Origin of the sequence: Nocardia sp. NBC_01009, from assembly GCF_045208035.1 — a bacterium.
Lineage (GTDB): Bacteria > Actinomycetota > Actinomycetes > Mycobacteriales > Mycobacteriaceae > Nocardia.
Genome location: NZ_CP108695.1, coordinates 3213731 through 3234934 on the forward strand (window position 1 = coordinate 3213731; position 21204 = coordinate 3234934).

Below are 21204 nucleotides of genomic sequence, written 5' to 3' on the forward strand. Positions count from 1 at the left end.
TTCCTCGACGGGCGCGGGCGGCACGACGCTCCGGACACAACTCACGACCGAGCCACCCTTCATACGAACCGAAAACGTCCTCAATTCGGCATTCTGGGACGTTCGCCGACCGTGGGCCATGCGGCATTCTCGGACGTCGGGCCTTCGTGATCCGGACCGATGAGTGGTACGCAACTTGCCCACCCAGGCATTTTGCAGGCCGGGTTCGCGCGCGGACTGTACGTCCGACAGGACTTGTTGAACACCAACCATTTTCGGCACGTTTATTGCACCGTGGTCGTTTGGAGACGGTCAGGGCCGGCTCGTCCTCGGGGTCGCACTTCCCAGGCAGCTCAGCGCCTGCATGGCCTCGCGCTCTATTCGTGAAAGATCGCAGAGGATAGTGCCTGCCTGCACGAGGTACTGCGCATCGCCCGATTCGCCAGCTTTCGTGATCAGTGCTGCGGCTTCTGTCCACAGAGTGGCTGCCTCGATGTACAGCCTGTGGCCGGTGCACAGGTGGCTGCTGTCGAGTCGCTCGGTGCATTCGTCGAGGAAGTCGCGGTAGAGGTTGCGGAACAGGGCGCCACCGGTGCCGGCCTTCTCCATCAAGAGGGCGGCCTGCGGCAGGTCCCGCTGCGGGTTGTCAGTGCGCTGGAGCCATGTGCGTACCAGCTTGCCGGCCCTCTCGATGCCTCGGTAACCGAGGTTGGCGATAGGCGGGTCGAGGAATGCGTCGGCGCAGGCGGTGATGGCGGGAATGATCTGGCCCTGTGGTGAGGGCAGGTTTCTCGGAGCGGTGAGAGTGAAGGACCGATGCTTGGCGGTCATCGGACCGCGCGCTGCCCTGGCCTGAGCGAGGCTGGTCAGGCTGGTGGATACCGCTATGCCTTGCTGGTCGGTGTCCACCAGGTAGGCGTCGTGGTCGTCATAGCCGTACATGGCCACGACATGACCGCCGAAGTGCACCTTCGAACCGAAGTAGTCCAGGTAGTAACTGTCGAGCTGCAGCCCGACGGGTTGACCGGCATTGATGGGAGCCACGACGTTCTCCCATGCTCTGCGGGGCGAGGTGGTCTCCTGGACCAGGAGCTCCAGCTCGAGTCTGGCGGCCACGTTTCTGGTGAGGTCGAAAGGCTTGACCCGTCCCCCGAGGAACGGGAAGCCTATGTTCTTGCTGTCCCAGTAGATGAAGGACAGACCGGAGCCGAGGCCGAAGAGCATGGGCTCGGACAGATCGAGTCCTTGGTGCCGCAGCAGCACCCCTAGAGCTGTCGTCTCGCAGTGCTGCGTATCGCGGGCATCGATGTCTATTACCGTGGTCACGCCGTGCTCTCCTGGACGGGGATGATCAGCCGGGTCATCAGTGCTTCTTGCGGTGCCTCTGTCGGTCCGACGGCGCGAGCGAGACGCCCGATGGTGAGAAGTTCGTCTTGCACGCCATCATGGTGGACCCTCCTGCGATGGGAGAGTCCAACGCTGTACCCATTGGCTTCGAGGTTGCCACTCTCCTTCGCCGTCGTCATCGCTTGCGACGGCGGGCACGCAGCGGGCGCAGTCCGCGGCTGAGCCTGCTGGCGGCGATGTCGAATTGGTGAGGATTGACTTGCCGATAGTCGAAGCGCCTTCTCTCGATCACGCGGCTGCGCCGGGGCCTGGAAGGAGATCGACGTCGCCGGCGTGCATCGGCTCGCCGCAGTGGGCGCAGCGCAGGTCGACTCTGCTGATCTCACCGCATGCGTGATGGCGGTAGAGCACCGGGGGACCGGCCGCGCCCGCGAGCCACTTGTCTGCCCAGCCGACCATGACCATGAGCATGTCGACGAGTTCTGTGCCCTGCTGTGTGAGGTGGTATTCGTAGCGTGGCCGCTGGTCATAGGCCTTTCGCTCGAGTACGCCGTGCTCGGCGAGGTGGTTCAACCGCTCGGTCAGCACCTTGCGTGAGATGCCAAGGTCGGCCTGGATCTGCTCGAACCGGGTGAGCCCCACCCACACGTCGCGCAGGATCAACGGTGACCACGCCTCGCCGATGACATCGTGGGTGCGCGCGATCGAGCAGGCCATCTCGCCGAAGTTCGTCCGTTGCATGTCCAGCAGTCTAGCAATTGGGGTTCCCTTAAGGAACTGCGACTGCTACGGTTTTGGAGTCTCTTGAAGGAACTTCGAAAGGATCACGGCGATGAGCAAGGTCTTCAGCGCCCACGCAGTCTCGGTCGACGGGTACATCACCGGTCGCGATCCTGGTGCCGGCCACGGACTCGGCGACGGGGCGACACTGTTCGACTGGTACACCGACGGGGACACCTCCAGCCGGGTGTTCGACATGTTCAAGCTGAGCGAGTCGAGCGCCCGCGTTTTCGACGCGCTGGCCGGGCGAGTGGGTGCGGTCGTGGCGGGACGTAATACCTACGAGGACTCCGAGCGCTTCGGCGGCGGCAGCCCGCATCCGACGGCCAGGCTCTTCGTCCTCAGTCACCGGCCCGCACCGGAGATGACCGAGCGGCAGACCCTCGTCACCGGGATCGAGGAGGCGATCGCGGCGGCCCGGAAGGCGGCCGGAGACAAGGACGTTGGTCTGATGGGCGGCGGCGTCTTGACCGCGGCGTTGCAGGCCGGGCTCGTCGACGAGGTGATCCTGCATCAGGTGCCGATCCTGCTCGGCGGCGGCCGGCCCTTCTTCCGGTCGCTCCCCGAGCACGTGCACCTGCGTCTCGTCGAAGCCGTCCCGGCGCCGGGTGTCACCCATCTCCACTACGAGGTCCAGCGATGATCCTCGACCCCGCCGTCCGTCAGGTGCTCGATGGCACCCCGCTCGCCCACCTTGCCAGCATCCTCCCCGACGGTGCTCCCCACTCGGTTCCGGTCTGGATCGGCACGCACGGTGACCACATCGCGATCCTCACCGGGCCGGGCTCCCACAAGGCCCGCAACCTGCGGCGAGACCCGCGGGTCGCGCTCTCACTGACCCCGGCCGACAACCCATTTCAGCCGGTTACCATCCGAGGCAGGGTCGTCGAGTGGATCGAGGGCGACGCCGCCTGGGCAGTTATCGACCGGATCTCGACGAAGTACATCGGCCGTCCCTACTCGCGCGGCGAGGATCGGGTCGTCGCTCTCATCGAGCCCGACCAACAGAGCATCAGCTGAGAAACGGGATGGTTCGAGCGCAATTCGCTTCAGGGTCGACTCGAGGTTGTGGTCTGATGCCGAGATCATCGACAAGATGCCACTCGGTGTAGGCACTGACATCGGCTACTTACGAGGGCACTGCTCAGTCGACGCGGATCACGATGGCGGTGGCGTTGTCGCTCCCGCCCGCCCTATCGCTGGCAGTCAGAGTGTCGCTGACGACGGACTGTGGCCGTGTATCGCGACCGAGGAAGGTCCGTAGGTCGTCGTAGTCGACCTGATCGGACACGCCGTCGGTGCACATCAGGTATCGATCGCCCGGTCTCATCGTCACGCTCAGCACATCCGGTTCCGGTGCGCCCCCATGCCCGATATAACGGGTCAGCTGATACCGCGCCGACGCGGCCTGCGCCGAGTCGAACGGGTACCAGCCGTGCACGGCCCCCAACCACGCCATCGTGTGGTCGGTCGTCAGCAGTTCGAGCAGCCCGGCACGCAACCGGTACACACGGGAGTCACCGATCTGTACGAGCCAGCAGCCTTGCGACGCGGCGACCATGGCAGTCAGCGTGCATCCGGCCAGACTCTGCAGTTCGTGGCCGATTCGGCTCACCTGGTCATGAGCCGCCGCCACCGCAGCCCGCAGCGTGTCCGGGGTTGGTTCCGGCGCACGCATGACGTGGTCGACGAAGATATCGACTGCGGTCCGACCCGCAGCCGCACTGCCCGGTCCATCTCCCATGCCGTCGGCAAGCACCGCCAGCAGCGGTCGCTCACGGAGGTAGGTGACATCGAAGTTCGCCGAATAGCGTTTGCCGATATCGCTGCCCGCGGCACTGTCGATCAAGTGACTGCACACCCGCGAATTCTGGCATGCCGAGTCGGCGTAGGTGGGTGACGAAGTCGCCACCCGCAGAGCGCGAGCCCACCCACCCACGCGAACCCGCAGGGAGCGTTCAGCGGGAGGTCGCTGCGGAGGGCTGGTCCGAACCGGATTCGGTTTGTCGGCGCAATGTTCAATGGCACCATGACAATCGAGATCACCAAGGCGGCGGACCCCACCTTCGAGTGGCTTGCCGCGCAGGTCGGCGTCGGTGCCCTGTGGCGTCCGGTCGAGCTGCCCGAGCGGTTGGAGCACGCCGAGTCGCGGGCCTTCCTTACCGAGGTGGGGTTTCCTGCGGTGGCGTTGGACGGCGAGTGGTTCGACTCGGCAGACCTGCCGGAGAAGGGCATGTGGGAGGCCGACCCGGACGAGCTGTTCGGCCGCCGCTATCCCGACGACGACTCCCCGCCCGCGAAGTACGCCTATGGTCTGGGCGAGTTCTACGGTGAGATGACCCTGATGCTGGACGGTGAGACCGGCGTGGTCCAGGTCTACGCGCCCAGCGGCTGGGACCACGGCGAGGGCGACCAGGGCGTCGCATTCGCCTCGGTGCGGGAGGCGGCCGGGGCGGTCGCGTTGATGGCGGGACTCGCCGCGCAGCTGGAGGGTCCCGACTCGGACGAGGCCGCGCGGGAGCTGATCGCCGCGATCCGCGCCCACGAGTGGGCGGAGTCGGCGTATTGGGCTTGGGCGTTGGAGCGCCTTGAAGAGGACTACCTGGACTGAGGAAGGAAACTGCCCCTCGCGTTCGGCGATTACGTGATGTGCGGATCGAGGTCGGTTAGTGGTGGGGCAGATTCATTCGTACGTTTTCGAACTGAGCGATAGCCGCGCAACCCACCTGCGGTCGAGGTTCCGTGCGGCCTGTGACCCGCACGTTCATCGGCTACTCGAGACTGGCGGTAGGACCGGTGCTCGGCGTCTCTCAGCGGTTCATCATCGCCATTCGTCAGCTGCCCCGGTCGGTGTTTCCGCCGAACCACTCAGTGTCGTTGCTGAGGGTTCCAGAAATAGCCGTTCGTTGGGCAGCCTTGCCAACCCGGTCGTGTCGCCGGGGATCACGTGCACCGCATCGACGTAGTGGCGTGCGCGGTGGTCTTCGATGAACCGCAGGGCCGCAGTCACACACGCGACGAAATCCAGCCGCACACCATGCAGGAACACGCTCAGGTGTACATCCGCCTCGTCCGGCATCGGGGAACCGTTGGGGCTCATGATGTTTCCGTGTCCCGGACGCTGGTGGGGCGTACCGGAAGCGCTTCGAGCTCGTCGAGGTTGTCGTGCAGTTCGGGCCAGCCGTTCTCGTCGACGGCACACAGGGTGCCGTCTGACCTGTGGACGATGGGCCGACTGTCGGTGGGGGCGATCGCGAGTTTGTGGGCGGTGTCCTCGTGGAAGACCGCGAGTAGCGCCCACACGCTTGGGGCGATCTCGCCGGGTGGCAGGTGAGGGATTATGTCGCACATCGGTTTACGTATTCGTCGTGTCGCCGAGACGGGTGCGATCAGGCCACGCGATCGCTGGCCTGCCGTCGTTGTCAGGCATGTGACACCGCGCGCACCCGGCCTGGACCCACGCATGCGCGAACCGATTCGATGACCAGCAGGCCGGAGGGCCGGAAAGTGTCCTGTGGTGGTTCGATCCATTGCCTGATGGCTCCGGATTGCGTGGTCGGTGACGGTAGTGCCACTGTTCCGCCGTCGCGGATCACAGATATGTTGTGCCGGAACAGATCAGCGAAGAGCGGCACGTCGTCGGGTACGTCGGGTCGGATCAAGAAGGTCCATCGGTTCGATCGTGGGTGTGACAGGATCGGGCCGATAGCGGCTCCGCGTCGATTCATGTCGTGTTTGACCGATTGGCCCAGCGGTGCGGGCATCGTGAGTCCTCCGACGTGGGTGGCTTTCATGATGATGCGGCCCAGGCTCGGTGGGTCGATGGTCGCGGGCAGGTCGCATACCCGCCTGTAGAAGACGCAGCGGGATATCGGGGTGTCACCAAACGGTATGTGGTCCATCGGGTTTGGCCTCTGCTCAGTTCGACAGTGGGTTAGGTGCGCCTGGTACCGCGGACTCGCCAGCCCAGCGCAGCGTTGATTCGGTTGCGGTGGGCGGGCCTGCCCACTCCCGTAGCGCGGTTGCGAAGCGATCGACCACGTCGGCCTTTGCCCCGACGTAGGCGACAGGTGGAGCGTTGAGCGGATCTCGTTGCGGGAGCTGGTTGTTCGGCATTTGCCGACCTCCGGTGCATCGACTGCGGCTGTAGGTGCGCCCAGCCCCTGGGAAAGCTGTCCTCGATGAGGAAGTGGGAGAGTTGTCGCTCGAGGCGCATGTCCAGTGAAACACTGAATGATGTAAAGGTGGAGTACTCCAAAGAGGTTCAGCTCGAGTTGAAATCACTCCAAACGGTCTGATTACTCCACGTAGCCTGGTATAGCCGAGACGCTAGCTAACGAAAGGTGGCTTCCTTTGCCGACCGAGTCGAACAACACCACGCTGCCGCGCCGGGTCTTAGGTCGACGATTGCGCGAGCTGCGAGAGAACTGCAAGCTGAGCAGAGCACGTGCCGCTGAAGAGTGCGAGATGGGCTCACAAACGTTGTGGCGCTTGGAGTCTGGACGTAGCAGTGAAGTCAAGAAGATGGTCATCAACGCGCTATGTGACTTGTACCGCGCGACCGACGACGAGCGGCGCGTACTGCTTTGGCTTGCTCAGGAGTCCCGTAAAGATGGTTGGTGGCAGTCCTATACCGATGCGATGGTTCCGGAAGTCGAGATGTTCGTAGGGCTCGAGCAATCCGCAAGCCGCATCATCTCTTGGCAGTCGACGACGTTGCCCGGCTTGCTACAAACACCCGACTACCGTCGCGCCATGTGGGGCGTGTCCGCAGAGTTAGGCGGACCGGTGGACATCGAGCGCGAGATTGATCTGATCGCGAAGCGCCAAGACCGACTGCGCGACTCGGAGACCTTCACATTGGATGTTCTGTTGAGTGAGGCGGTCGTACGGCACCGCATCGGAAACAGAGAGGTAGTAGCAGGCCAACTGAACCGGCTCATAGAGATCAGCGACCTACCTCATGTGTCGATTCGGGTTGTCAGGTTCGATGCTCCGAATCACCTTGGACTGGTGACCAAGGATTTCGTATATATGGAGTTCCCGAACCACCAGAACCCCGCACTGACCGAGCCTCCCGTGGTCTACGTGGAGGGCTTTACCGGTGTGCTGTACCTGGACAAGGCCAGCGAGGTGGAGCCGTATCGGGCGGCGTGCTCGGCCATCCAACGGGTAGCGTTGAGCGAGCAGGAGACAGTGAGCCTCATCGAGGCGGTAGCGAAGGAGTCTGAAGCGTGAACATCGACCTGTCCGGGGCCAAGTGGTTCAAGAGCAGCCGCAGCGCCAGCGGCAAGGACTGCGTCGAGGTGGCACACCTGGACGGCGGACTGGTGGGCGTGCGGGACAGTAAGAACCCGACTGGCCCTGCGCTGATCTTCACCCCTGGCGAGTGGGAAGCCTTCACCGTTGGCATGCAAGACGGCGAGTTCGACCGCCCGTAGTGCGCAAAGACTAGAACGGCCCTAGCTCGGATGCTGGGGGCCGTTCACGTCAGTCGGGTGTCAGCCCGAATCCTGGATATACCTCAACCTCCGTGATGACTCCGTCGAAATACACACGGGCGCTTGATGATCTACGGTTTGCGCGCGATCGCCTCTATCTCCACCTTGAACCCCAGAAGGTTGGTGACGAGGGTGGCGCGAGCAGGATACGGCTCGGTGAAGTATTGCTGATAGATCTCGTTGAACGTGGCGAAGTCCGCGGGGTCGACGATGTAGGCCGTGACCTTGAGGACATCGGAGACCCTGCAACCGGCCGCTTCCAAGCAGCTACGCAGGTTGCGCAGTGTCTGGTGGGTTTGCTCGGCGAAGTCGTCGGAGACGAGGTTGCCGTCGCTGTCGAACGGTGCCTGGCCGGCCGTGAAAACCAGGTCTCCGCTGACGATTACGCTCGAATAGGGCGATTTCGGTATGGCGAGACCAGCGGGTTGCAGGGCTTCGCGGTTCGGCATGGACGGATTCCTTTCGGGAGGGATTCTCGGTGGCTCGCTGTGAGTGGCAAGGCATCGGCGACGGGATTGTCACATTGCGAGGTGTCATTCCGGCCAGCAGCTGGGACCTGGAAGGCTGCCCATCTGGATGAGGCAGCCGTACCCGCACATCATGGCGAGAATCCCCAAGCTACTCAAAGTAAGTCGAAGTCGGCTGACCTGATGGCGACGGCCCCACAGATTAGCCAGCAGGACAAGTCCGACAGCCAGCATGGTGACGGCGCAGATGACCGGAGAGTTTTGAACAGCTGTGAACTTCGCGTCGCGTGAAGCTGGGTCACCGTTGACCCAGTCGCAGTAATCCATGACTCCTCCGGCGAAGAGTGCATAACCACCCAGGAAGAGGGCTGGCCCGAGATAGACCGAGCCGACGACATAGAGCACTGCGAGTACAACCGGACGTTCCAGGAGCTTCACCATCCGCATCGTAGTTCGCCTCCAGCGCTGGAGATCTCACGATCAGGAGCTAGTGCGCCATTGCCCACCACCAGGTCTGAGCGACGATTTGTCGCGCGGGAAGCCAGCCGCGCGGATGCGGTGTTCGGAGTCAACCGGAAGCAACAGTTGAGCTTCCTTGCAAGTCCGCGGGTGGCCGAGGCGTTCCACCACCACGGGTAACTCAGTCGCCGACGTGCACGTGGGCGGCCCACCTGGTCGGCACGGCTGGATAGGCGTTCCGCATGCGGCGCAACGTTTCGGTGAGCGCGGTGGCCGCCTCGGCCGTGTCGGCAGGACGGGTGCCGTGCGCAGTGAGCGCCGCGTAGACCGCCTCGGCGGTCTCGGTGCTGTCCGCGGTGTGCCACAGCGTGCCGATGACGCCGCGGAAGCCCGCGAGGTGGAACGCCGACGCCAGGTTCAGCGGCTCGTCCAGCAGTGCCGGGTCGGGGCCCGCGGTGTCGCACGCGGACAGGAACGCGAGCTGTGCCTGGGTGGTGCGCAGGTCGCGCACGAACGAGGGCACGAACATCCCGTCGCTGAGCACCAGTCCGCCCTGGTCGGGGTGCTTGGCCGAGCTGACCGCCTGGCCGTGGCAGGCGAAGTGGGCGATCGCGTGCTCGTGCAGGCCCTGCTTGATGGCCTCCGGGTTGGCGGCGGAGTCGATGAGCACAGTGGAGCCGGGCAGCAGCCCCGCCACCGCCTCGGCCTCGGCGCGGGCGCTCGGCAGCACAGGCACGCCTTTCCGCTCGCCGACAGCGACGACGAGCGCGGTGTGGCGGGCGTGGTGCGGCCGAGGCGTGGTCAACGTGTCGGCGAGCGCGGTCAGCGATGGCGTGTACGAGGAGACGACCCGGTCGAACACGGTCTGTCCCGCACCGTCGCGGTGCCTGCCCGCCGCGTGCAGTGGCAGCTGGGCCGTGATTCCGATCGGGCACCACCACAGCCGCGTCGTCGTGACCCGGTCCAGCACCGGCCCGGCCGTGGTGTCCCACAGCCATTCCAGCACGGCGTGCACGTCCAGCTGGGCATGCTCGCGTCGGTCGAACGAGCACGCCGGGTCCTTCACGTCGGCGAGCGCCGCTCGTAGCCGCCTGACCTGGGCGCGGGCGGTGGTCTCGGTCATCTGCCGTAGCGGCACAGCCTCGACGGGCTGCCAGTAGTCGGCGGGAATCACGAGCGCGGTGCCCTCGGCGCTGACGACCACCGCGGTGTGCCCGGCCGTGCGCGTGCGCAGGACTTCGAGGTTCGGCGGCGCCAGTAGATCCTCGAACCCCGGCACCGCCCGCGCATCGGCAAGCAGCCGGTCCCGCCGCCCCGCGAGCTGCCGGATCTGTTCGACGGCCTGTGGTCGCGGGTCCCAGTCTCGGGTGGAGGTCCGGCTGTCGAACTCCACCTCGATGTGGAACGTCACGTCGGCGTACCCGTCGGCATCAGCCAGCTTGCGCTCGACCTCGCTGAGCTCCTCGGCCAGCTGCGGCCGTATCTCGCGCAGTCGTGCCCAGCCGCGGCGGATACCCCACGCGTCGCCGAACAGCACGCCGCGGCACTGTTCGACCAGCTCCAGCGCCCGGTCGAGCTGGCCCGACCGCACCCCCGCGTCCACCACCCGGTCGGCGAGGCCGTCCAGCTGCCGCACGGCCTCCAGCCTGCGGTACCGCGACAGTGCCCGGCTGACGGTCGCGGGGATGGCGGCAATCACTCGTTCCTGCGCGTCCAGCCACGTCGCCGGGTCCGCCTCGGCGAGCATCGCGGCCTGGGCCTGTTCGCAGATCATCTGGTGCTGTGCGCTGGTGGCCGGGTGCGCGGAGACTGCCCGGTAGTGGGTGATCGCGAGCTGGCGCAGCTGGTCGGCACGCGGCCCGCCGAACATGGCGAGCTCACGGGCCGAGCGCGCGAATGCGATCGCCCGCAACGGCCACCAGTGGTGGGCCTGCGGTGTCTGATCGACGGCTTTCTCTGCGAGCTCGAGCGAGTCCTCCAGCGCGTCGAGGTCGCCGCACTGCCGATACCGGTGATACAGCACGTCGGCGATGGTGCTCTCGATCCGCGGAACGTCGGGGTGATCGGGACCCACCAGCGCGAGTGCGGCCCGGTAGGCGCGTTCGGCCTCGCGGAACGGTTCCGCGTCCGTCACGTTCGTGTTGACCGCCTGGGTCTGCACGGCGCCGGCGTAGTTGTAGAGCATGCCGATCCGGCGTACATCGTCCGTGGGGATGGTGGCCACGGCGGATGCACCCGCGTCGACAGCTTTGGTGAACATGTCGTGGTCACCGGCCTCGGCCACCTTCTCGGCCGCCCTGGACAGCGTCGACCAGCGCAACGGGAGGTTCGAGTCGCCGGCTGGGGTCAGCGTGACGGCCTCCTCAGCGACGGTGATGGCCTCCTGGCCCGCCGCGGGGTTGCCGCCGACTTGGAACTGCATGATCAGCGCGGACGCCAGTGTGGAGAGCCGAAGTGCACGCTGGCCATGGTCTGCGGTCGGCAGGTCCAGCGCGGTGCGGGCGGCGTCGACCGCCTGCTTCGCCTCGTCTCGGGAGCCGGTCCGCATGGCGGCGGTCGTCGCGGAGTTGGCGAGTGCCGTCAGCAGCTCCGCCCGGCCTGCGTCGTCCGGTGACGTGGTGAGTAGCGCTTCGGTCACCGTGTCGTAGGCGAGCGCAATCGCGTCGGTGTCGCCGCCGATCTCCCAGAGGTCGTTGTGCGCGTGGTAGAGGTCCAGCAGCGCGTCCAGTCTGCCGTCGTGGTCCAGCGGCAGCCCGATGGCGAGCACCCACGCCTGATCACGTCGCTGCACGAGCACATCAAGCGTGACCGGCTGCTGTTGCAGGCTCCCGACCAGGTCGTACTGCGTCTGGAGAGCATGGGGATCGCGATGGCATGTCAGCAGGAACCGCGCTATTTCGGGACCGATCCCGCTGCTTACCTCTTGCTCGAGCTGCCGGAGCTCGGGCACGGTAGCCGTGTTGCCGAAGTCCCGCTCCAACGCGTCGGCGAGGTCACGGCATGCGACCAGCGCACCTGCCAGGTGGATGGGTGCCCCACCGCCCGCGCAGAGATCGAACTGGTACTGGGCGAGCTCGAGCACGACGTCGCGCCAGACCGGGCGTTCCCGCAGCGCCAGCTGAGCAGCGGCCCGGTAGTCGGCGATGATCTTGCCCGGCCGCCTGCCTGCGTTCACCTGTGCTCGGGCGCGGTCGACCAGCCTGCGGGCGCGTTGCGGATCGTCGCGGGGTGTGCGGGCGATCATCCAGTTCAGCCCGTTGAGGACGATCTCGCGGTAGGCGTCGGTACCGTCGTGCTCGTCGAGCATGAGCAGCAACGTGGCGTGGTCGGCGGTGAGCGCGGCCTTCATTCGCTCGTCGTCCAGCGCGTTCATCAACGTCGTGTAGGCGTTCGCGAGCAGCGCCAGCGACTCGCGGTCCTGGTAGTTCTGGAACTCCTCGCGTGCCTCGTCCAGCGCCCGGTACTGCGGCATGGCGGTGACGCGCGCGACCGTGGGATCACCCGGACTGTCGGCGAGGGCGGCCGCGATCTCCCGGTCGACCAGGCCGGTGAACCCGCTCTGCGCCTGGAACCGGTGCCAGTGCGCTTGGGCGAGGTGCGGCAGCAGGTGCCGAGGGCACTGCTGCGGTGGCGGCAGGCCGGCGGCGAGCAGTGCGCCGACGTCGCCGGTGTACTCGAAATTCTCGACCACCAACCGGACGTCGTCGTACACGCGCAGCCCCAATCCCTTTCAGTCCACGGTAGCGTGATCTGGTTGGCGGAGAAGGAGGTTCGGAGTCGGCATGGCACCAACGACGGGTCCTCGGGTCGAAGTCCTGTGCGCGCAGGCTGGAGAGGCGCTGGCCGAACGCGCTTCCCGCTACGGCGTCGCGGACGTGCTGGCCGGCATCGTCGCGGCGGCCGAGCGGGGCGAGGTGTCCGAAGCAGACCTCGACCTGCTCGACAGTGCCTTCGCCCGGCATGGCATCGACAACCTGACGCGGGCGCACCGCGGCTTCGAGCCGTGGAAGGGAGCGCGGGACGTCGTGGTCACCGCATGGGTGTGCCCCACGAGTGCGTGCACGCGTGCCGCGACCGACGAACGTCCGTTCTGCCGGCTCACCGGGCGGCCGTTCCGCGAGACCAGGATCGACCTGTGAACGCGTTTCTCACCGAGCTCGGCAAGAACCTGGCTACCCGCTGGGCTTCCGCGGTCGCGCTGCCCGCCGCGGTGTTCGTGGCCGTTGTGGTTGTGGCGGTCGTGCTCGGGCCCTCTCACGCACTCGATGTCAACCTGTTGCGGACGCGGGTGACGGCGGTGTCGACCGGGCCCGCGCTGGTGTGGGCCGCGGCGGCGTTCCTCGCTGCGACCGCCGTGGTGGGGTTGGCGATGACCGCGCTCGGCGGCGTCGTGATCGCCGCATGGGGAGCGACAGGCACGGGTGCCGGCAGGCCGTTCGTCGCGCTGCGCCACCGCCGTTGGCGGCGTGCGGCGGCGCAGGCGGACGCCGCGGTCAAGGCGGTGCTGGTCGACCGATCGGACCGGCGAGCCAAGAGCAAAGCGCGTCGGGCCGTGCTGAGGCGCGACGCGATCTCCGAGATCGAACCGGTATGCCCAACGTGGGCGGGCGACCGGCTGCGGACCGTGGACGATCGCGTCAGCCGTGGCACGGGACTCGACCTGACCACGACGTGGCCGCGGCTGTGGCTGGTGCTGCCCGACGCGGCGCGGACCGAGGTGACGATGGTCCAGGAACGGTGTGCCTCCGCCGCCCGCACCCCGGTGTGGGGCTTGGCCTATCTGGCAGTCGGTGTGTACTGGTGGCCGGCGCTCGTGTCGGGGGTGTGCGCGTTGCTGGTGTCACGCCGTCGGATTCGCCGTGCGGTGGGGGTATACGCGGACCTCGTGGAGGCCTCGGTCGACCTGTACGCCCGGGACGTCGCCAACCAGCTCGGGTTCGAGCTGACGGGCAGATTGACACCGGCGATCGGCGAGCAGTTGACCGAAGTGCTGCAGAAGCGGCCTAGGTAGCTGGGCAGCGGTTCTCATGGCCGCTCGCCGAACCGTTCACCGACCTACATTCGGTGTCAACCATCGCCTGTAGAAACGACACCAATCCCAGGTCGACGAAACTCGCTGGTGACAGCTACGGCCTGTAGTCACACACCGACACTCTGGTGACGACTCGCACCCATTGCCACAAGGTGAAATCTTTACTGGCAGAGGTGAAATGTCGAGCGACGGGGGTGAAATCTCGACCGACAACTCACAACAGTCGTCGTGGGACACAGGTGGCCGGTCGCCGCGCCTGGTTTTGTGGCACTGTGGCGTCGTGGGATATCGATACTGGAAGGTAGCTGCGGGGATCAGCGTATGGTGCGTGCTGCTCGTCGGATGCGCGCACGACTCGGCGACTGCGCGCCCTAGCAAGCGGACCACCAGCGCAGCGCCGGAGTCGGCTGCCGGTTCGCCCGATGCCTCGACAGTCCCCATCGCCGACGACCGTGTCGTGGTGCTCGATCCCGGTCACAACGGTGGCAACGCCGCCCATCCCGAAGTGATCAATCAGCAGGTCCCGGATGGCCGGGGCAGGACCAAGCCGTGCAATACGACTGGGACCTCTGCGAGCGACGGGTACACCGAGCACGAGTTCAACTGGGATGTCGCGACATTGGTGCGTGATGCACTCGTCGCCCGCGGTGTCCGCGTCGTGATGACGCGGCCCGACGATGCCGGTGTCGGGCCATGCATCGGTGAGCGTGCCGCCATTGGAAACAGCAGTGGAGCGGCGGCGGTCGTGTCGATTCATGCGGATGGCGCGGCTGCGGGGGCGCACGGTTTCCATGTCGCGTATTCCTCGCCGCCGCTGAATCCAGCCCAAGGTGAGCCGTCGATTCGGCTGGCGACGACGTTGCGCGACACCATGGTCGGTTTCGGATTCGTCACCTCGACCTACGTCGGTTCCGACGGGCTGAACCCTCGCGCGGACCTGGCGGGCCTCAACTTCTCGGAACGCCCTGTGGCGCTGGTGGAGTGCGGAAACATGCGTGATCCCGGTGATGCGGCAATGCTCGAATCACCCGACGGGCGAGCGAGATTCGCCGACGCCATTGCGGCTGCGATAGTCAGGTATCTCGGGTAGTTCGGATGAATCATGCTGGCGTGCAACCCTTATCGCAGTAGTGCGGCGGCGGCCGCTGCGGCTATTGCGGTGGCGATGCCGCTCAGTGCGGGGGACTCGAGCCGCCACTGCTGCCAGTACAGCGGGACATCGATGTAGGCGTCGCCGTCGATGGGCACCAATCGGCCTGCGGCTTGATCCGCCTGGGTTTGCAGGTCAGGAAGCATGCCCCAGCCGAGCCCGCTGCGAACGGCGTCGCCGAAGCCGGTCGAGGAGGGGATGTAGTGGCGGGGCGGGTCGATGAGTTGCCTGCTGCGTCGTCGCATGTGCCGGTCCTGCAGGTCGTCCTTGCGGTCGAAGAGGACGACCGGTGCCACCGCGTAGGTCTTGGCGGTGGCACCGTCACCGAACCAGGTTCGGGCGAAGTCGGGGTTGGCCATCGGCCGGTAGCGCATCGCGCCGAGCCGTTCGACCTTGCAGCCCTGCACCGCCGCCGCGGTGGCGGTGATTGCCGCCATGACCGTCCCGTCGCGCAGCAGCCGGGTGGTGTGCTCCTCGTCTTCGCGGTGGATCTCGAAACACACGCCGGACGATGCTCGGCTCAGCGCCGGCATCACCCAGGTCTCCAACGAGTCGGCGTTGACCGCGATCGGCAGCCGAATCGGCCGATCGATGCTGGGCTCCTGGCCGGTGTCGCCCAATTCGCGGGCGGTGTCACCGGCGAGCAGTTCGATCTGCCTGGCCAGCCGCAGCACCGCCAATCCGGATTCGGTGGCGCGCACGGGCTTGGTGCGCTGCAACAGGATGCGACCCGCCGCATCCTCCAGCGCCTTGATCCGCTGGCTGATCGCCGAGGGGGTGACCCGCAGGCTGCGCGCGGCGGCGTCGAAGGTGCCCTCGGTGACGGCCGCGTTGAGGGCACGGAGCTGGTCGAGCTGGAGATCCATTAAGAAATCGTAAAGGTACGTGAGAATCTTTAGCTGGTCTTGCCTCGATTACCCGCCTAACGTCGGCGGACGTGACGGCTTCCTCGGCAGCCCTGGCTGCTATCTCAGGTCTTGGTTTCGGGCTCTCGCTCATCGTGGCGATCGGCGCGCAGAACGCTTTCGTGCTGCGACAAGGGCTGCGCGGGCAACATGTGCTGGCTGTCGTCACGGTGTGTGCGGTGTCGGATGTGGTGCTGATCGCCGCGGGTATCGGCGGCTTCGGGATAGTCGTGACCTCCGTCCCCGCAGTTGTCGAGATCGCGCGCTACGGCGGGGCGGTCTTCCTGGCCGGATACGGTGTGCTCGCGGCGCGCCGGGCGCTGTCGAACGACGCGCTCGCCGCAGCAGCCACCGGCGCCTCGGTCGCCCTCGGCGCGACCGTCGCCACCTGCCTGGCGCTGACCTGGCTCAACCCGCACGTCTACCTGGACACCGTGGTGCTGCTCGGTTCCTTCGCCAGCACCTACGCCACCCCGGACCGCTGGTTCCTCGGGGTCGGCGCGATGCTCGGCAGCATTATCTGGTTCACCGCACTCGGCTACGGGGCCCGGCTGCTCGGCCCGCTGTTCGCCCGTCCCGCCGCTTGGCGGGTACTGGATTCTGTTATCGCGTTGGTGATGTGCGGTCTTGCCCTGGGGTTGGTGCTCACCGGTTGATCAGCGCTCGGTCCATGGCTCGCCGAGCGAAGAAGCCGTCCGGCTGCTCGCCTGGCGGGTACTGGGTTCTGTTTGACCGCTGCGGAACTCGCCGCCGAATGCGCTCGGCTGTGCGTGGCTGTGCTGCGGATGCCGCCGGAGTAACGGATGCCGCGCTCGGCGGGTTCAGGCCGGATACAGCTCCTGTAGCTGCCGCTTGTAGATCTTGCCGGAGTCGTCGCGCGGCAGTGCGGTGACGATGCGCAGCGTGGCGGGGGTCGACACCGGCCAGGGCAATGGCGTCTTCGACGATGCCGATGAACTCGGATTGCGCGATGATCAGACGGGCTCCGCTGTCGGCGAGTACATGTGCGACCTCGAGGGCCTGCCACCGAGTGTTGATGGGCACGGGATTCGCCCCGCACGTCGCGATGGCCAGCGAGACCTCGAGGAACTCGATGTCGTTGCGCAGCATGACCGCAACGCGGTCGCCGCGGGCGAGGTCGGCGGCGGCGAGAGCTGCCGCGAGCTGTCCGGCCCCGCCGATGTGATTCCGCCTGCTTCCTGGTGCGGGCGCCACAGCCGATGGTGGGGATTGGTGAACCGGCCGGACCATCGTTCATAAATCGCAGTCTGCCATGCGGATTCGGTGCGGCGAGCCGATCACGACCGGTGGCCGACGAAGCGGCGACCGGCCACCATCGGTCCTACTAGACTCGCACTCCGGCGGCACAGCCTGCCCGTTCGACATCGTTGATCCCGCCGATACGGCGGTGCGGTAGCTAGGAGAGTTCACGCAGCCCGACGGGGCACGGGAAGGGGTGGGCCGGATGTGGTATCTGATCGACGTCGCCGAGCCGGATCGGGGAATTCAGTACATGCCGGAGGAGGGCATGGCCCGCGAGCGGTCGCTGCTCCGGGCGATCCGGCCGAGTTCTCTCGCCGTCTTGGCGAACTCGGCTCTCGCACAGGCGATCGAGTCCAATGAGCAGTGCGCACGTGAAGTTCGTATTCGCGGCGAGCTACATGGTGTGCTGGCGGTGCCGGTGGCAGGTCCGGACGGGAAGCCGATGGCCGTGCAGCTGTGGGCGGGCGCACGACCCGCTGACCGGGTAGATCCGCCGGGCATCGATCTGTTCGTGTGGGACGACAGGCAGTGGACCTTGATGAGTCACGGTTCCGGTGGCGCGGTGCTTCCCGCCGGTCACGAGTTGCTCCACGGCGCGTGGTTCCTGTCACGGATCATCGAGTGTGAGGAACGAGACCGGCTGATCACCGCGGCCCTCGACCCGCGGCCGGGCGTCGAATGGCAGGGCCCGATGCGGATGCTGACCGCCGAAGGGGATCGGACCACCCGCGTGTTCGGCTTCTTCCGCTACCACGGACCGCATGCGCTGCGTGGTCTGTTGTTGCAGGTAGAAGCCGAACGGGTGGCGGGCATTGTGCTGCCGACCTACCACAATGACGCAGCCGCCGCCCTGCTCGGCGGCACCACCGCCTTGATCGATATCGAGAGCATGCAGATCATCGAATGGCTGACGCCGCCGCTGGCCGCAATCGCCTGGCGGCACCATCCCGCCTCGAAGCATATGGATCCGACTGATCGCGATGAATTCAATTTGGCCACAACACATCTCATCCACCCTGACGATAGGGAATGCTATCTCGCCGCCATGGCCGAGCTGGCCGCGCACCGCATCGAATACGCGCGCGCAGTGGTGCGATTGCTGACAATGGATCGCGACTGGCTGCGCGTCGAGCTCTATTGCATTCGGCTGCCGCACGGCCTGCCCCGCTTTCTGGCCTGCCTGATCCGGCCGGTCGGTGCGGAGACGCCGACGGGTGTGGTGTCCGGGCAGTCGGTCGACGGCGCATGGGCGATTCCGGCATATCGGACCGAGTGAGTCGGGGGTCACTGAACGGTTGCCGACGGGCTCTGTTCGTTCTGTGTTAACGGCGTTACGCTAACCCTGTTAAACCCACGGGCAATCGAACAAGGGGAGTTGCTCATGCTCGTTCGGATCGCGCACGCGGCCACCAGGCACCCGCGCACCATCTTGCTGGCCGCTGCATTGCTCGCGGTGCTCTGCGGGGTGTTCGGCGCCTCGGCGACCTCGCACATGAAGACGGGCGGCTTCACCTCCGGCGATGCCGAATCGACGCGGGTGGCGCAGCTGATCGCCGATAATTTCGGCGGCGCCCAACCCAATATCATCCTGCTGGTCAGCGCCGAAGCGGGCGCCGACAGCCCGGCGGCCCGGGCCACGGGCGCCAGACTGGTCGACTCCCTGCGGGCCCGCGGTGACGTGATCGGCGTCCAGTCCTACTGGAACACGCCACAACCGCTCGCCGCCGCGCTGCGCAGCAAGGACAACAAGAGCGCACTGGTACTCGGGTACATCACCGGCGACGAGACCGCGGCCCAGGAGGTGGCGGGCGATATCGCCGACCAGCTCACCGGGACCACCGACGGCGTCACCGTCGATCAGGGCGGCCTCAGCTCCGTCTATCACGATGTGAACACCCAGATCACCCACGATCTCGCGGTCGCCGAGGGGGTCGCGATCCCGCTGTCGTTCATCGTGCTGGTGCTCGTCTTCGGCAGCCTGGTCGCCGCGATGCTGCCGCTGGCCGTCGGCATCTTCGCGATCCTCACCACGCTGGCGATCCTGCGCACTCTGACGGTATTCACCGACGTGTCGATCTTCGCGCTGAACCTGACGACCGCACTCGGACTCGCCCTCGCCATCGATTACAGCCTGTTCATCGTGAGCCGCTACCGCGAGGAACTGGCCAACGGCCTCGCGGTGGAAGCGGCCGTGGTCCGTGCGGTGCAGACCGCAGGGCGCACGGTGCTCTACTCGGCGCTGACCGTCGCGCTGTCGGTGGCGGCGCTCGGTGTGTTCAATCTGTACTTCCTGAAATCCTTTGCCTACGCGGGCGTCGCGGTCGTCGCCGCGGCCGCCGCGGCCTCGATCCTGATCCTGCCCGCCGTCCTGATGCTGCTCGGAGAGCGGGTGAACGCGGCCGATGTCCGAAAGCCATTGGGACGCCTGCTCGGTCGAGCCCCACGTGCCGATGTCCCGTTGGAGGAGACGTTCTGGTATCGGACGGTCAGCCGGGTGATGCGCCATGCCGCACCGGTTGCCATCGCGATCATCGTGCTGCTGCTCGCTGTCGGGTCCCCATTCCTTTCGGTGAAATTCGGCTACCCGGATGATCGGGTGCTCAATGCCAACGCCGCCGCGACCAGCCGCGAGGTCGGTGACGCGCTGCGCAACGACTTCGCCGCCGATGTGGCCGCGAACACCACCATCGTGCTGGACGGCTACCGGGGCAGCCCCGCCGCGCTCGGCGACTATGCCGCCGGATTGTCGAAGGTGGAGGGCGTGGCCGGTGTGCTCTCCGGTGTCGGTGTGTACTCGGGCGGCATGAAGGTGTCGGCGGGCCCGCCGACCATGTCGAACAACACCGGCGCATTCCTCACTGTCGCAACGACGGTCGATCCGTTCACCGCGGCGGGCAAGACCCAACTGGCGCAGCTGCGCGCGGTGCCGAGTCCGGTGCCCGCGCTCTTCGGCGGCGCCGCGGCGACCAATGTCGACGCGCTCGACGCACTGGGCGCTCGGATCCCGCTGGCCGGTGCGTTGATCGTGCTCGCCACCTTCGTCGTCCTGTTCCTGTTCACCGGAAGTGTGCTGCTGCCGCTGAAAGCGCTTGCCCTCAATACACTCTCGCTGACAGCGGCCTTCGGCACGATGGTCTGGATCTTCCAGGACGGGCACCTGTCGAGCCTGCTCGGCAGCTCCGCGACGGGATATCTGGTCCCGACGATGCCGATCCTGATGTTCTGCCTCGCCTTCGGTATGTCCATGGACTATGAGGTATTCCTGCTATCCCGCATCCGCGAGGAATGGCTGGCTTCGGGACGCACCGCCGCCGACAACGTGCGCGCGGTCGCGATCGGCGTGGCGCGCACCGGGCGAATCTTCACCGCCGCCGCGTTGTTGATGGCGATCATCATGGCCGCCATGGTCACCTCGAAGGTGTCGTTCATCCAAATGATGGGCCTGGGGCTGACTTTGACGGTGCTCGCGGACGCGACACTGATCCGCGGTCTGCTCGCGCCCGCGCTGATGCGGCTGATGGGCACTGCGAACTGGTGGGCGCCGGCTCCGCTGGCTCGGTTGCACGCCAAGATCGGGTTGAGCGAAGAGCCCGTCGTCCCCGCATCCGACGAGCACACACTGGCCGGTCGCCGATGACCTTTGCGCGCAGACAACGGTCGGCCCGCGGCTCCGGACAGCAGCTGCGTGCCGAAATCCTCAGCGCTGCAAAGGAATTGCTGGCACGCACCGGCAGCGTCGAAGCGGTGTCGATCCGCGAAATCAGCAAAATGGTCGGTGTCAGCGCGCCCTCGATCTACCGGCATTTCGCGGACAAGGATCAGCTCATCGAGGCGGTGGTCGCGCAGGTCTTCGAGGACCTGGAGGCGGTGATGCGCGCCGTGGGCGACCCTGCGGCCTCGCCGATGGAACGCCTGCGTCAACAGGGCCTGGCTTACGTCCGGTTCGCCATCGAACACCCCGAGCAATACCGGCTGGCCACCACCCCCGGTCAGACCGCAGGTGCGGTCGATCAGGTGCTCGGCAGCGGCGCCTTCACGCATTTCGCCGCCGCGGTGAGCGAGTGCATGGCCGCCGGATTGTTCGAACCGGCCGACCCCATCCCCGTGGTACTTGAACTGTGGGCGAGCGCGCACGGCATCGCCTCGCTGCTGATTGCCAAACCGTATCTGCCGTGGGGTGATCTGGAAGCCGTCGCGGATCGAGTGATGCGCGCGGCCTGCGCCGGTCGCGTCGTGATCGACAACGTGCTCGGCGACGACGCGACACCGGAAGACCTCAGCCGGTGGGTGATCGAACAGCGCCAACACCGCTGAGCGCGCG

General features: G+C 66.4%; 22 protein-coding genes and 1 pseudogene. 12 read left to right on the forward strand and 11 right to left on the reverse strand.

Annotated features, from left to right (window positions below):
- Positions 1 to 291 precede the first annotated feature (291 nt).
- On the reverse strand, positions 292 to 1305 hold the full coding sequence (locus OHA42_RS14265) for a BtrH N-terminal domain-containing protein (RefSeq protein WP_406237436.1): 1014 nt from the start codon (positions 1303 to 1305) through the stop codon (positions 292 to 294).
- Positions 1306 to 1614: 309 nt separating this feature from the next.
- A complete protein-coding gene (locus tag OHA42_RS14270; RefSeq protein WP_406237438.1) occupies positions 1615 to 2067 on the reverse strand; it encodes a winged helix-turn-helix transcriptional regulator in 453 nt (150 codons plus the stop codon).
- 91 nt (positions 2068 to 2158) lie between these two features.
- Between OHA42_RS14270 and OHA42_RS14275 the strand changes: the two genes are divergently transcribed.
- Together OHA42_RS14275 and OHA42_RS14280 are read left to right on the forward strand one after the other, a co-directional pair.
- Complete coding sequence (locus OHA42_RS14275; RefSeq protein ID WP_406237440.1) at positions 2159 to 2749, forward strand: dihydrofolate reductase family protein; 591 nt, start codon at positions 2159 to 2161, stop codon at positions 2747 to 2749.
- Positions 2749 to 3126, forward strand: a complete 378-nt coding sequence (locus OHA42_RS14280) for a PPOX class F420-dependent oxidoreductase (protein WP_406239355.1) — start codon at positions 2749 to 2751, stop codon at positions 3124 to 3126. Before OHA42_RS14275 ends, OHA42_RS14280 begins: the two co-directional genes overlap by 1 nt.
- 124 nt (positions 3127 to 3250) lie before the next feature.
- Here OHA42_RS14280 and OHA42_RS14285 read toward each other — a convergent pair whose 3' ends face one another.
- Complete coding sequence (locus OHA42_RS14285; RefSeq protein WP_406237442.1) at positions 3251 to 3967, reverse strand: PP2C family protein-serine/threonine phosphatase; 717 nt, start codon at positions 3965 to 3967, stop codon at positions 3251 to 3253.
- A 168-nt stretch (positions 3968 to 4135) separates the two neighbouring features.
- Here OHA42_RS14285 and OHA42_RS14290 point away from each other — a divergent pair, with 168 nt between their 5' ends.
- Entirely contained in the window at positions 4136 to 4717 is a 582-nt protein-coding gene (locus tag OHA42_RS14290; RefSeq protein WP_406237444.1) for a hypothetical protein, read from the forward strand.
- Between the two features lie 210 nt (positions 4718 to 4927).
- Here OHA42_RS14290 and OHA42_RS14295 read toward each other — a convergent pair whose 3' ends face one another.
- The 3 genes from OHA42_RS14295 to OHA42_RS14305 form a co-directional block, all read right to left on the reverse strand.
- Positions 4928 to 5206, reverse strand: coding sequence for a hypothetical protein (locus OHA42_RS14295; protein WP_406237446.1), 279 nt, complete (start codon positions 5204 to 5206; stop codon positions 4928 to 4930).
- Complete coding sequence (locus OHA42_RS14300) at positions 5203 to 5457, reverse strand: hypothetical protein (RefSeq protein ID WP_406237448.1); 255 nt, start codon at positions 5455 to 5457, stop codon at positions 5203 to 5205. The genes OHA42_RS14295 and OHA42_RS14300 overlap by 4 nt, the downstream gene beginning before the upstream one ends.
- Before the next feature lie 567 nt (positions 5458 to 6024).
- A complete protein-coding gene (locus tag OHA42_RS14305) occupies positions 6025 to 6222 on the reverse strand; it encodes a hypothetical protein (protein ID WP_406237450.1) in 198 nt (65 codons plus the stop codon).
- 237 nt (positions 6223 to 6459) lie between these two features.
- Here OHA42_RS14305 and OHA42_RS14310 point away from each other — a divergent pair, with 237 nt between their 5' ends.
- Both OHA42_RS14310 and OHA42_RS14315 read left to right on the forward strand, forming a co-directional pair.
- On the forward strand, positions 6460 to 7344 hold the full coding sequence (locus tag OHA42_RS14310; RefSeq protein ID WP_406237452.1) for a helix-turn-helix domain-containing protein: 885 nt from the start codon (positions 6460 to 6462) through the stop codon (positions 7342 to 7344).
- Positions 7341 to 7547: a DUF397 domain-containing protein gene (locus tag OHA42_RS14315; protein ID WP_406237454.1), complete on the forward strand. Its 207-nt coding sequence runs from the start codon at positions 7341 to 7343 to the stop codon at positions 7545 to 7547. Before OHA42_RS14310 ends, OHA42_RS14315 begins: the two co-directional genes overlap by 4 nt.
- 131 nt (positions 7548 to 7678) lie before the next feature.
- On the opposite strand, the gene OHA42_RS14320 is transcribed toward OHA42_RS14315, so the two are convergent.
- From OHA42_RS14320 to OHA42_RS14330, 3 genes are all read right to left on the reverse strand, one after another.
- Positions 7679 to 8056, reverse strand: a complete 378-nt coding sequence (locus OHA42_RS14320) for a RidA family protein (protein WP_406237456.1) — start codon at positions 8054 to 8056, stop codon at positions 7679 to 7681.
- 84 nt (positions 8057 to 8140) lie between these two features.
- Positions 8141 to 8515, reverse strand: coding sequence for a hypothetical protein (locus OHA42_RS14325; protein WP_406237458.1), 375 nt, complete (start codon positions 8513 to 8515; stop codon positions 8141 to 8143).
- 199 nt (positions 8516 to 8714) lie between these two features.
- Positions 8715 to 12245 carry a CHAT domain-containing protein gene (locus tag OHA42_RS14330; RefSeq protein WP_406237460.1) on the reverse strand — a complete coding sequence of 1177 codons (3531 nt, stop codon included), beginning with the start codon at positions 12243 to 12245 and terminating at the stop codon, positions 8715 to 8717.
- A 70-nt stretch (positions 12246 to 12315) separates the two neighbouring features.
- On the opposite strand from OHA42_RS14330, the gene OHA42_RS14335 reads away from it, so the two are divergent.
- The 3 genes from OHA42_RS14335 (at position 12316) to OHA42_RS14345 (ending at position 14655) form a co-directional block, all read left to right on the forward strand.
- Positions 12316 to 12672, forward strand: a complete 357-nt coding sequence (locus tag OHA42_RS14335) for a hypothetical protein (RefSeq protein WP_406237461.1) — start codon at positions 12316 to 12318, stop codon at positions 12670 to 12672.
- Positions 12669 to 13544 carry a hypothetical protein gene (locus OHA42_RS14340; protein WP_406237463.1) on the forward strand — a complete coding sequence of 292 codons (876 nt, stop codon included), beginning with the start codon at positions 12669 to 12671 and terminating at the stop codon, positions 13542 to 13544. Before OHA42_RS14335 ends, OHA42_RS14340 begins: the two co-directional genes overlap by 4 nt.
- A 352-nt stretch (positions 13545 to 13896) precedes the next feature.
- Entirely contained in the window at positions 13897 to 14655 is a 759-nt protein-coding gene (locus OHA42_RS14345) for an N-acetylmuramoyl-L-alanine amidase (protein ID WP_406239357.1), read from the forward strand.
- 29 nt (positions 14656 to 14684) lie between these two features.
- Here OHA42_RS14345 and OHA42_RS14350 read toward each other — a convergent pair whose 3' ends face one another.
- Positions 14685 to 15581, reverse strand: coding sequence for a LysR family transcriptional regulator ArgP (locus OHA42_RS14350; RefSeq protein WP_406237465.1), 897 nt, complete (start codon positions 15579 to 15581; stop codon positions 14685 to 14687).
- 71 nt (positions 15582 to 15652) lie between these two features.
- On the opposite strand from OHA42_RS14350, the gene OHA42_RS14355 reads away from it, so the two are divergent.
- Complete coding sequence (locus OHA42_RS14355) at positions 15653 to 16276, forward strand: LysE/ArgO family amino acid transporter (RefSeq protein ID WP_406237467.1); 624 nt, start codon at positions 15653 to 15655, stop codon at positions 16274 to 16276.
- 307 nt (positions 16277 to 16583) lie between these two features.
- Here the strand turns inward: OHA42_RS14355 and OHA42_RS14360 are convergent.
- Positions 16584 to 16871, reverse strand: a pseudogene (locus tag OHA42_RS14360) (AMP-binding protein); the annotation flags it as partial.
- Positions 16872 to 17085: 214 nt separating this feature from the next.
- On the opposite strand from OHA42_RS14360, the gene OHA42_RS14365 reads away from it, so the two are divergent.
- From OHA42_RS14365 to OHA42_RS14375, 3 genes are all read left to right on the forward strand, one after another.
- Positions 17086 to 18159, forward strand: coding sequence for a hypothetical protein (locus OHA42_RS14365; RefSeq protein ID WP_406237469.1), 1074 nt, complete (start codon positions 17086 to 17088; stop codon positions 18157 to 18159).
- Positions 18160 to 18264: 105 nt separating this feature from the next.
- On the forward strand, positions 18265 to 20520 hold the full coding sequence (locus OHA42_RS14370) for an MMPL family transporter (protein WP_406237471.1): 2256 nt from the start codon (positions 18265 to 18267) through the stop codon (positions 20518 to 20520).
- Positions 20517 to 21197, forward strand: a complete 681-nt coding sequence (locus OHA42_RS14375; protein ID WP_406237473.1) for a TetR/AcrR family transcriptional regulator — start codon at positions 20517 to 20519, stop codon at positions 21195 to 21197. The genes OHA42_RS14370 and OHA42_RS14375 overlap by 4 nt, the downstream gene beginning before the upstream one ends.
- Positions 21198 to 21204 lie beyond the last annotated feature (7 nt).